Genomic DNA, 10,774 nt, shown 5'->3' on the forward strand with positions numbered 1-10,774 from the left:
TACCTTGTCAGTCGAGACGAGGCGAATGGCTCCGGGAACGAAACAAGCGCTTTAAAGCGCTCGCAGAAAATCAGGTGGAATTTGCTATGGGTGTCGTCTCTGAACGTATCTCCAAGCTCGGCATCGTGTTGCCTTCTAATGCGCCGGCCTCCGGAAACTACGTTGCGCACCGGCTCGTGGGATCCCTTCTCTTTGTCTCAGGACAGATCCCGCGTATCGACGGTATCGAGCATTTCGTCGGCGTGGTGGGGCAGGACATCTCGCCTGAAGACGGCTATCAAGCCGCTCGTCTTTGCGCTTTGAACCTTGTGGCCCGGGTAAGTGCCGCCCTCGACGGGGACCTCGACCGAGTAATTGCGTGCGTGCAGCTTCGCGGTTTCGTGAACGCGCCGCCGCACTTCCAGGGACATCCCGCCGTAATTGATGGCGCTTCCGATCTTCTTGTCGAAATCTTCGGAGAAAATGGCCGCCACGTCCGTACGGCGCTCGGCGCCGGATCGCTTCCTCGCGGCTCATCCGTCGAGGTTGATGCCGTGTTTGAAGTCGCAATGAAATCCTGACGATAACAGGAAGGGGAACGAGGAATGAGCGAAAGCGCGAAGTCCGAAAAAGCCATAGATATGGTCGGCGTCAACAAATGGTATGGCCCTTTGCAAGTGTTAAAGGGCATAAATCTGAACGTCGCTCGCGGCGAGCACATTGTTCTTTGCGGTCCGTCGGGCTCTGGCAAGTCGACGCTTATCCGTTGCATCAACCACCTGGAGGAAATTCAGGAAGGCACAATCTTCGTCAACGGCACACGGCTCAACCAAAGCGGCGCGAATGCCGACCATATTAGACGCGACGTCGGTATGGTGTTCCAGCAGTTCAACCTTTTCCCTCATCTAACAGTGCTTGAAAACTGCATGCTGGCACAGCGGCGCGTTCGCAAGGCGTCGGGGGCAGAGGCCAAGGAAAAGGCCATGCGCCATCTTGAGCGCGTCCACATCGTCGAGCAGGCGCTGAAGTATCCAGCTCAGTTATCGGGCGGTCAGCAGCAGCGTGTCGCCATCGCACGCGCGCTCTGCATGGATCCAAAGATCATGTTGTTCGACGAGCCGACCTCAGCGCTCGATCCCGAGATGGTCAAGGAGGTGCTCGATACGATGGTGTCGCTCGCCGACGACGGCATTACCATGATCTGCGTCACGCACGAGATGGGCTTCGCCCGAGCCGTTGCGCATCGCGTCATCTTCATGGACCGCGGTGAGATCGTCGAAAGCGCTAAGCCCGACGTGTTCTTCAGTAACCCGAGCCATGAACGCACCAAGACGTTCCTCAGCCAGATCCTCAATCACTAGGGCAGAGGTGTATAGATGCAATATTCCTTCGATTTCGCCCCTGTTTTTGCCGCTTGGCCCATGTTTCTCGAGGGCGCCATTCAAACACTAAGGATGTCTGCCATCTCAATGGTTGCCGGCCTTTCGCTGGGCATTGTCTTCATGTTGATGCGCATGAGTAAACTTGCCGCCGTGCGGATGATTGCGGTCGGCTATATCGAGCTTATCCGCAACACACCGTTTCTCGTCCAGATCTTCTTTATCTATTTCGGCATGCCGACGCTCGGTATCAAGTTGGACGGCGAAGAGGCAGCGATCCTCGCAATGTCACTCAACTGCGCGGCATATGCCGCGGAGATCGTTCGCGGTGGCGTGCAGTCGATCCGGCCTGGCCAGATCGAGGCGGGCAGGGCGCTTGGCCTGCATACGATCGACATTTATCGTTTCATCGTTTTTCGACCGGCAATCCGTGCGGTCTATCCGGCGCTCTGCAGTCAGTTCATCCTGATGATGCTGAATTCGAGCCTTGTTGCGTCGGTCTCCGCGGAGGAACTGACCTACATGGCGCAGACGCTGGACGCCCAAACCTTCCGCAGTTTCGAGATCTATTTCGTCCTCGGTGCGGTCTACCTCCTGCTGTCCCAGTTCTTCTCTGTCGCATTGCAGCTGGTCGGCAGAACCTACTTCTCCTATCCGACAAAGTGAGGCCAAATCGATGATCCGTGAATTTGGTTTCGGAGAGTTTCTATTCCTGTTGGAAGGTGCTCGCTGGACAGTCTTCCTCTCTCTTCTCGCGTTCACTTTTGGCGGAGCGCTCGGTCTCGCAGTAGCGCTCGGTCGTACCAGCAAATGGACAGTCCTGCGCGGCCTTATGGCAACCTACATCCAGATCTTCCAAGGGACGCCGCTCTTGGTGCAGCTGTTCTTCGTCTATTTTGGAATGCCGGTATTTGGCCTCAAAGTCGATATCTGGGTGGCGCTGACCGTTGGCCTGTCGCTGCACACCAGCGCGTTTCTCGGCGAGATCTGGCGTGGCAGCATCCAGGCCGTGGCGCCGGGTCAAAGCGAGGCCGCCCGCGCGCTTGGTATCGGCTATGTCTACCGCATGATCGACGTGGTCCTGCCTCAGGCCTTCCGGATCGGTTTGCCCGCCACCATCGGCTTCCTGGTGAACCTTATCAAGGGGACTGCTCTTGCTGCACTCTTAGGCCTGACTGAGCTTACCCGCTCGGGCCAGCTAATGGCGAACATCACGTTTCAACCACTGCAAGTCTACGGGGCGGTCGGGCTCGTCTACTTCTTTATCTGCCTGCCCCTGACATACTTCAGCGCAAGAGTCGAACGGCGCCTCAACGCCGCGAGATAACAAGAAGAACGCATATCAAAACCAACCAGAGGTAACCAACATGTTCAATTCAGCACGGACCATCTCGCGTTCCAGGTTCCTGTCCGGTCTTACGGCGGTCATTCTGACGGCGACTGCCTTTACCAACACTGCAGGGGCTGTAACGCCGGAAGAGATCAAGGCAAAGGGCACGGCCGTCATTGGGGTTCAGATGGATCAGTTTCCCTGGGGCTTCATCGACCAGAACGGTCAAAACGAGGGTTTCGACATCGAGCTTTCCAAGCTGATTGCCCAGGAACTCGGCGTCGAGGTGAAGTTCGAACGCATCACCGGCCAGAACCGCATTCCTCTGCTCGTCAACGGCAATGTCGATTTCCTCGTGCCTTCTATGACCATTACGCAAGAGCGCGCCAAGGTCATCCAATATGTCATTCCCTACTCGTCGAACGACATCACCGTCTGGGCAAAAAAGGATGCTGAAATCAAGGGTAACGAGGATCTCGGTAAATACGTAATCGGCGTCAACCGAGGCAGCGTGTTCGAACCGGTTTTGGTCAAGGCTGCGCCGCCGGAGACAGAAATCAAGCGCTTCGACGATGATGCGACGACAGTGCAAGCACTGCTTTCAGGCCAGGTCGATGCGATCCTTGGGAGCGTCACATACGGCCTGGTAATCAAGGAAACAGGACACAGCGCCGAATTCGAGCGCAAGTACAAAGTTGCCGACAATTTCCAGGGAATGGCGGTGCGCAAGGGCGATCAGGATATGCTCGCCTACCTCACAGATTTTGTGACCCGGCATACCGCGGACGGATCGCTTGACGCGCTCTACAAGAAATGGATTGGCGTGGATCGCGCCGCGCTTCCGACGACATTGCCGGGTGTCGATTTCACCGGCAAGCAATAACGCTTAAGCTCTGCGCGTTGATTTAGCCGTCGCGCAGCGCACCCGAAACATCAACCACTGAAGAGCTTTTTGCCCCCGCCTGTCTGTGCGGGCGGGGAGTGCCGCCGCACGTCGAAAAACAAGCCTTCCCGGGCGCGGCGCAACAACAGCTCGTTTACGGAGCATGAGTGAAGAAAATGGCGAAAGATGGCAAGCAAATTAGGGTCGGCGCCGATATCGGTGGAACCTTTACCGATGTCGCGATGGAAGTGGGAGCCACGCTCCATTCGATCAAAGTGCTGACCGACTACTCGTTCCCCGAAAACGCAATCGTTGAAGGCATTCGACAGGTCGCTGAGGTCGCGGGCGTGGATCTCTCCGAGATCGATACGATCATCCACGGCACCACGCTCGCCACCAATGCCTTGATCGAGCGCCGGGGTGCGAAAACTGCCTTCATCACCACCAAGGGGTTCCGTGACGTCATCGAAATGCGCACGGAGAGCCGTTTCGAACAATATGATCTCGATATCGTACTGCCCGCACCACTGGTTTCGCGCAACGAGCGCTTTGTACTTGACGAGCGCATCGGCGCCGACGGTTCGGTGCTCAAGGCGCTGGACCTTTCCGAAGTCGATGCCCTCTGCGATCGCATTGTTGCTGCCGGTTATAAAAGCGTCGCGATTGGCTTCATACATTCCTACTTGAACGGCGCGCATGAAAAAACCGTTCGAGACCGGCTACTTGCCAAAAACCCGGACATCTCGGTGTCAGTGTCGTTCGAGGTCTCGCCGCAAATGCGCGAGTTCCAGCGCTTCAACACGGTGTGCGCCAACGCCTTCGTCAAGCCCCTGATGGCTTCCTATCTCAACCGCCTCGTTGGTCGCTTGACGGATGAGGGAACCCGATGCCCGATCTTTATGATCCATTCTGGCGGCGGGATCATCAGCGTCGAAAGCGCGATCGAATTCCCGGTTCGCCTTCTTGAATCCGGTCCCGCAGGCGGCGCAATTTTCGCCGCTCATATCGCCAGCAGCTACGGGCTCGACCAGGTCCTCTCCTACGACATGGGCGGGACAACGGCCAAGATCTGCCTGATCGAAAAACAGACGCCCAAGACGTCTAAGACATTCGAGGTCGCTCGCACCTGGCGCTTCAAGAAGGGCAGCGGCATGCCCATATCCATTCCGGTCATCGAAATGGTCGAGATCGGCGCCGGGGGCGGTTCGATTGCAACCGTCGACAGCATGCGCCAGATCCGCGTTGGACCCCACAGCGCCGGTTCCGAGCCAGGGCCCGCCTGCTATGGCCGTGGCGGTAAGAACCCGACCGTCACTGATGCCGATCTCATTCTCGGTCGTCTTGACCCCGACGAGTTTGCCGGCGGTGCAATGAAGCTCGATCGCTGTGCCTCTGACAAGGCAATGGATCAGGATGTGGCGTCTAAGCTTGAGACCAATGTTGCGACTGCTGCTTACGGGCTTAGCGAAGTGGTTGACGAGAACATGAGCAACGCCGCGCGAATGCATGCCGTTGAAAACGGCAAGGAGCTTTCGGAGTTCACGATGATTGCCTTCGGCGGTGCGGCACCCATCCATGCCGCCCGGCTGTGCGAAAAGCTTGGAATGTCGGATCTTTTGATTCCACCAGGAGCTGGTGTCGGCTCGGCAATCGGTTTCCTGAGGGCTCCATTCGGCTTTGAATCCGTTCGAAGCGCCTATAGCCGTCTAAGCCGCTTCGAGGCGAAAGCGATCAACACCACCATCAGCGACTTGATCGCTGAAGCGACATCCTTCGTGCGCTCAGGAGCGCCGGACGCGGAACCGGGTCTCGAATGCACTGCCTACATGCGCTATGTCGGTCAGGGCTGGGAAGTGCCAGTCACCATTGAGGTGCGTGATTACATCGATAGTGACGGCGCACTGTTTCGCAAATTGTTTGACGAACAGTATGAGCAGTTCTTCGGCCGCGTGATTGACGGGCTTGATGTCGAGATCGTCAGTTGGTCGCTGCGTGCCACTTCAAAGGTGATCCCGCCTGAGCGGATCGGCAAGACCGCTAAGGGAGCAGCCGCCGAGGTTCGCGGCACGCGTGAAATCTTCGACGTGCAGGAAGGCAACTTCCAAAGTGCCGCGATTGTCTCCCGCAATGACATGAAGCCAGGCGATTGGGTCGCCGGTCCGGCGGTCATCACCGAACGCGAAACCTCGACCATCATCACAGCGAGCCGCGAAGTCGTCATGCAGTCCGATGGCTGCCTGCTCGTGCGTGCCAAGCAAGCTGCCTGAACAGAGGGAAAACCATGAAAACCAATGCACTTTCTGACGTCCACATGCAGATCATGTGGAACCGGCTAATCTCCGTAGTTGAGGAGCAAGCGCTTACGCTGATCCGCACCGCGTTCAGCACCAGCGTGCGTGAGTCGGGCGACCTGTCTGCCGGCGTGTTCAACCGCGGCGGAAAGATGATAGCTCAGGCCGTGACCGGTACACCCGGCCACGTCAACGCTATGGCGGAAGCCGTCGGCCACTTCATCCGCGACATCGGCCCTGAAAACATCTTCGAGGGTGACGTCTATATCACCAACGACCCGTGGAAGGGCACGGGCCACCTGCACGACTTCACTGTCGTCTCGCCGAGTTTCCGGAAAGGGGATCTGGTTGGCTACTTCGCCTGCACCGCGCACGTAGTCGATGTTGGCGGTCGCGGTTTCGGGCCGGATGCCAACGAGGTCTACGAAGAAGGCATCTTCGTCCCGATCATGAAGTTTGCCGAACGCGGCGTTGTCAACAAGGACCTCGTCAACATCTTGCGCAACAATGTGCGCGAGAGTCATCAGGTGGTCGGCGATGTCTATTCGCTCGCAGCTTGCAACGAGATCGGCCATCGCCGGCTCATGGACATGATGGACGAATTCGGTCTTACGGATCTCGAAACCTTGGCCGACTTCATCTTCAAGCGCAGCTACGATGCGACAATCGAACGGATTGCGGCCCTGCCGAAGGGTTCCTATTCCAACGTAATGCGGGTCGACGGCTATGGCTCGCCGATCGACATCGCCGTGCGCCTCGATGTGGCGAACGATCATATCCTTGCGGATTTCGAAGGGACCTCGCCGCCCAGTCCGAAGGGTATCAATTGCCCGATCATCTACTCCGCAGCCTATGCCTGTTACGGTCTCAAATGCTCGATCGCGCCGGAGATCCCGAACAATCACGCCTCCCTGCTACCGTTCCGCGTCACGGCTCCGCAAAACTGCATTCTCAATGCGCAACATCCCGCACCGGTCTCGGTGCGCCACGTCCTCGGGCATCTCGTTCCGGACGCCGTACTTGGCGCCGTGCACAAGATGCTTCCTGGTCGCGTACCGGCGGAAGGGGCGGGTGCCTTGTGGAACCTGCACGTCAGCGTGCGGCCGTTGCAGGGTGAAAGGGCGCCGGCTGATGGCGGCCAGCGCGCAGAAGTCCTGCTCTTCAACAGTGGCGGCGCCGGTGCACGTTCCACGCTTGACGGTTTGAATGCCACGGCATTTCCAAGCGGCGTGCACTCGATGTCGATCGAGGCGACAGAGCACGTCGGTCCGGTCATCTTCTGGCGTAAGGAACTGCGCGACGGTTCGGGCGGCGCCGGCCAGTTCCGAGGCGGCCTGGGGCAGGTCGTGGAAATCTCGCCGACCGAAGGTCACGAGATGCATTTCAACGCCATGTTCGACCGCGTCGAACACCCCGCGCGCGGCCGCAATGGCGGCGAGAACGGCGCTCCTGGCGCAGTGTTGCTCGACGACGGAACGCGCTTGGCCTCGAAGGGTCGGCAACATGTTCCCGCTGGTCGCCGGTTAATTCTCCAGCTTCCTGGCGGCGGCGGCTATGGCCTGGCAGACACGCGCGATCCAACAGCCGCTAAGCGGGACAGCGATTTCGACTACGTCCCTACCAGATAATCCTCCCGGGGGCCGGGCGGGGCGGAAGCTTCGTCCGGCTCTAAATGTCAATCAGTCCAAGGAAGCCGGAGATGAACTTCGAGAACAAGCGCGCAGCGGGCATAAAGTCATCGCCCAGCATGGCGATCGCAATGGCTGCGAAGAAATTGATTGCCGAGGGCCGCGATATCATCGACCTGTCGCTTGGCGAGCCGGATTTCGAGCCGCCGGCACACGTTGCTGAGGCGGCCTGCGAAGCCATTCGTCAGGGGCGGGTGCGCTATGGCGTGCCGGCGGGTATGGAGAGCCTGCGACAGGCGATCGTGAGCAAGTTCAAAACGGAAAATCAGCTGAACTATGCCGCTGACGAGGTGATGGTCGCCAATGGCGCCAAGCAAATCCTGTTTGACGTATTCCTCGCCACGCTTGAGCTTGGCGATGAGGTCATAATCCCGACGCCTTGCTGGGTGTCCTACGGCGACATCGTCTCGCTGCACGGAGGCGACCCAGTCTATGTGAGTTGCGGGCCCGAGGTCGGTTTCAAGATCGACCCTGAGCGGCTGGAAGCATCGATCACGTCCAAGACCCGATGGTTGCTGCTGAACTCGCCATCTAACCCCACCGGCGCTATCTATTCGGCGCAGGAGTACCGAGGACTTGCCGAAGTGCTCGCCCGCCATCCGCAGGTGTTGGTGCTTTCGGACGAAATCTACGAGCACATCCTGCTTAGGGAGGCACCCTTTATATCTTTCGCGTCGGCCTGCCCAGAACTGCGTGAACGAACGCTGATCGTCAACGGTGTGTCCAAGGCATATGCGATGACCGGCTGGCGCGTTGGCTATGCTGCCGGCCCAAAAGCGCTCATCGCGTCGCTTAATAAGATGCAGTCGCAGAGCGTAACGTCCGTCTCGACCGTAGCGCAGGCGGCAGCCCTCGCGGCACTAACCGGCGATCAGGCTTTCGTTGCCAAAGCTGCTCGAACCTTCGCGGACAGGGCGAAAATCATGTCGCAAAGGCTTGCAGGGATCGAGGGCATCGATTTCACTCCGCCGGAGGGCGCGTTTTACGCGTTCATCGGCGTGGGGAAGCTGTTCGGGCGGAAGCTAAGCGGAGAGGTGGTCGTAGACGACACAACGTTTGCCGCTCACCTACTCCAGCAGTTCGGCCTATCGAGTGTGCCAGGTGCGGCTTTTGGCGCGCCGGGTTTCATTCGTCTGTCAATCGCCGCCTCCGAGCGCGAGCTGGAACGGGCCTGCGAACGCCTGGCCAGCATGGTGCGATCGCTGAAAGCCTGAAGAGGCGCACACCCAATCCAATCAAATCAAATCAACTAGGAGCATCGCTATTCGGTGCTTCCTTCAAAGGAGGGCTACACCCATGAGAACTGAAGAATTGAAAAAGGTGCTTGGCGCCGGTCTACTTTCCTTCCCCGTCACGCATTTCGATGCGGAGGGAAAGTTCAATGCCAAGAGCTACGGTGTGCACGTCAACTGGCTCTCAGGCTACGATGCAGCTACGCTATTTGCTGCCGGCGGTACAGGCGAGTTCTTTTCGCTCGCGCCAGAGGAAATTCCGCAAATCGTGCGCGTTGCCAAGGAAGCCGCCGGCAAGACGCCGATTGTTTCAGGCTGCGGCTATGGCACGAATATAGCCGTCTCCATTGCAAGGTCTGTTGAAAAGGCCGGGGCCGACGGAATTCTTCTCCTTCCGCACTACCTTATCGACGCTCCGCAAGAGGGACTCTACCAACATATCAAGGCCGTTTGCCAATCCACCGGTATGGGCGTGATGGTCTACAATCGCGACAATTCAGTGCTCCAGGCCGATACGCTCGCGCGGCTTTGCGACGAATGCCCCAACCTCGTCGGCTTTAAGGATGGTACCGGGGACATCGCTCTTGTGCGCCAGATTACGGCGAAGATGGGTGACCGATTGACCTACCTTGGCGGTATGCCGACCGCCGAGCTCTTCGCAGAAGCCTATCTCGGAGCTGGGTTCACAACCTACTCGTCCGCCGTGTTCAACTTCGTGCCCGGTCTGGCAATGGAGTTCTATAAGGCGTTGCGCGCCGGCGAACGCGCGAAGTGCGAAAAGATCCTTCTCGACTTCTTCTACCCCTTCATGGCGATCCGCAACCGCGCCAAAGGCTATGCAGTTTCGGCGGTAAAAGCGGGTGTACGCCTACAGGGCTTCGATGCTGGTCCTGTCCGCTCACCGCTTCACGACCTGACGGGGGAGGAAATGTCCATGATGGAAACCTTGATTGGTCAGCACAGGCGTTAATGGGTAAAACGGTCGCCCTTGTCCCGCGTGATGAGGGCGAACCTATTCATTTTCTCGCAGGAGGTCCCATGACATTGCACCAGAACCTGATTGCCGGCGAATGGGTTGGCGGTAATGGCGTTGCCAATATCAATCCGTCCGACACCAACGACGTGATCGGGGAATATGCCCGCGCCTCGGCCGAGGATGCGAAGGCGGCGATCGCCGCGGCCAAGGCGGCGTTTCCGGCCTGGTCACGCTCCGGCATCCTCGAGCGTCATGCGATCCTTCGAAAGACCGCCGACGAGATCCTGGCGCGCAAGGACGAGCTCGGGCGGCTGTTGTCGCGCGAGGAGGGCAAGACGCTGGCAGAAGGCATCGGCGAGACCGTGCGCGCCGGCCAGATTTTCGACTTCTTTGCCGGCGAGGCGCTGCGGTTGGCTGGCGAAATCATCCCCTCGGTGCGCCCTGATATCGGCGTCGAGATCACCCGCGAGCCGGTCGGCGTCGTCGGCATCATCACGCCGTGGAATTTCCCGATCGCCATTCCCGCCTGGAAGATCGCGCCGGCGCTCTGCTATGGCAACACCGTCGTCTTCAAGCCGGCCGAACTGGTGCCAGGTTGCTCCTGGGCGATCGTCGACATTCTTCATCGCGCCGGGCTGCCGAAGGGCGTGCTGAACCTGGTGATGGGCAAGGGCTCGGTCGTCNGGCGAAATCATCCCCTCGGTGCGCCCTGATATCGGCGTCGAGATCACCCGCGAGCCGGTCGGCGTCGTCGGCATCATCACGCCGTGGAATTTCCCGATCGCCATTCCCGCCTGGAAGATCGCGCCGGCGCTTTGCTATGGCAACACCATCGTCTTCAAGCCGGCCGAACTGGTGCCCGGCTGCTCCTGGGCGATCGTCGACATTCTCCATCGCGCCGGCCTGCCGAAGGGCGTGTTGAACCTGGTGATGGGCAAGGGCTCGGTCGTCGGCCAGACGATGCTCGACAGCCCCGACATCCAGGCGATCACCTTTACCGGCTCGACCGGCACCGG

The 10,774-nt window shown here is 59.0% G+C and carries 10 protein-coding genes; all 10 read left to right on the forward strand.

Features of this window, described 5'->3' with window-relative positions:
- The first annotated feature begins 86 nt into the window (after window positions 1-86).
- Window positions 87-560 carry a RidA family protein gene (locus tag ASD03_RS37585; protein WP_057209679.1) on the forward strand — a complete coding sequence of 158 codons (474 nt, stop codon included), beginning with the start codon at window positions 87-89 and terminating at the stop codon, window positions 558-560.
- 24 nt (window positions 561-584) lie between these two features.
- Entirely contained in the window at window positions 585-1,340 is a 756-nt protein-coding gene (locus ASD03_RS11885) for an amino acid ABC transporter ATP-binding protein (protein ID WP_057209677.1), read from the forward strand.
- A gap of 15 nt (window positions 1,341-1,355) precedes the next feature.
- Window positions 1,356-2,024, forward strand: a complete 669-nt coding sequence (locus tag ASD03_RS11890) for an amino acid ABC transporter permease (RefSeq protein WP_057209675.1) — start codon at window positions 1,356-1,358, stop codon at window positions 2,022-2,024.
- A gap of 10 nt (window positions 2,025-2,034) precedes the next feature.
- A complete protein-coding gene (locus tag ASD03_RS11895; protein WP_057213682.1) occupies window positions 2,035-2,685 on the forward strand; it encodes an amino acid ABC transporter permease in 651 nt (216 codons plus the stop codon).
- Between the two features lie 40 nt (window positions 2,686-2,725).
- Window positions 2,726-3,571 carry a transporter substrate-binding domain-containing protein gene (locus ASD03_RS11900; protein WP_057213685.1) on the forward strand — a complete coding sequence of 282 codons (846 nt, stop codon included), beginning with the start codon at window positions 2,726-2,728 and terminating at the stop codon, window positions 3,569-3,571.
- Between the two features lie 176 nt (window positions 3,572-3,747).
- On the forward strand, window positions 3,748-5,838 hold the full coding sequence (locus ASD03_RS11905; RefSeq protein ID WP_057213689.1) for a hydantoinase/oxoprolinase family protein: 2,091 nt from the start codon (window positions 3,748-3,750) through the stop codon (window positions 5,836-5,838).
- A gap of 14 nt (window positions 5,839-5,852) precedes the next feature.
- Window positions 5,853-7,490, forward strand: coding sequence for a hydantoinase B/oxoprolinase family protein (locus ASD03_RS11910; RefSeq protein ID WP_057213692.1), 1,638 nt, complete (start codon window positions 5,853-5,855; stop codon window positions 7,488-7,490).
- 71 nt (window positions 7,491-7,561) lie between these two features.
- Window positions 7,562-8,764: a pyridoxal phosphate-dependent aminotransferase gene (locus ASD03_RS11915; RefSeq protein ID WP_057213695.1), complete on the forward strand. Its 1,203-nt coding sequence runs from the start codon at window positions 7,562-7,564 to the stop codon at window positions 8,762-8,764.
- Window positions 8,765-8,846: 82 nt separating this feature from the next.
- Entirely contained in the window at window positions 8,847-9,752 is a 906-nt protein-coding gene (gene kdgD, locus ASD03_RS11920; RefSeq protein WP_057213698.1) for a 5-dehydro-4-deoxyglucarate dehydratase, read from the forward strand.
- A 68-nt stretch (window positions 9,753-9,820) separates the two neighbouring features.
- Window positions 9,821-10,441: aldehyde dehydrogenase family protein (locus tag ASD03_RS11925; RefSeq protein WP_156407945.1), on the forward strand; the 621-nt coding region annotated here is incomplete at its 3' end.
- Between the last annotated feature and the right edge of the window lie 333 nt (window positions 10,442-10,774).

Origin of the sequence: Ensifer sp. Root127 (genome assembly GCF_001425225.1) — a bacterium.
In the GTDB taxonomy this organism is placed as follows: domain Bacteria; phylum Pseudomonadota; class Alphaproteobacteria; order Rhizobiales; family Rhizobiaceae; genus Ensifer; species Ensifer canadensis.

Excerpts from the sequence above, each read along its gene's own strand:
- ASD03_RS37585 (WP_057209679.1), top strand. The coding sequence starts at position 87 with ATGGGTGTCGTCTCTGAACGTATCTCCAAGCTCGGCATCGTGTTGCCT.
- ASD03_RS11885 (WP_057209677.1), top strand. The coding sequence starts at position 585 with ATGAGCGAAAGCGCGAAGTCCGAAAAAGCCATAGATATGGTCGGCGTC.
- ASD03_RS11890 (WP_057209675.1), top strand. The coding sequence starts at position 1,356 with ATGCAATATTCCTTCGATTTCGCCCCTGTTTTTGCCGCTTGGCCCATG.
- ASD03_RS11895 (WP_057213682.1), top strand. The coding sequence starts at position 2,035 with ATGATCCGTGAATTTGGTTTCGGAGAGTTTCTATTCCTGTTGGAAGGT.
- ASD03_RS11900 (WP_057213685.1), top strand. The coding sequence starts at position 2,726 with ATGTTCAATTCAGCACGGACCATCTCGCGTTCCAGGTTCCTGTCCGGT.
- ASD03_RS11905 (WP_057213689.1), top strand. The coding sequence starts at position 3,748 with ATGGCGAAAGATGGCAAGCAAATTAGGGTCGGCGCCGATATCGGTGGA.
- ASD03_RS11910 (WP_057213692.1), top strand. The coding sequence starts at position 5,853 with ATGAAAACCAATGCACTTTCTGACGTCCACATGCAGATCATGTGGAAC.
- ASD03_RS11915 (WP_057213695.1), top strand. The coding sequence starts at position 7,562 with ATGAACTTCGAGAACAAGCGCGCAGCGGGCATAAAGTCATCGCCCAGC.
- kdgD (WP_057213698.1), top strand. The coding sequence starts at position 8,847 with ATGAGAACTGAAGAATTGAAAAAGGTGCTTGGCGCCGGTCTACTTTCC.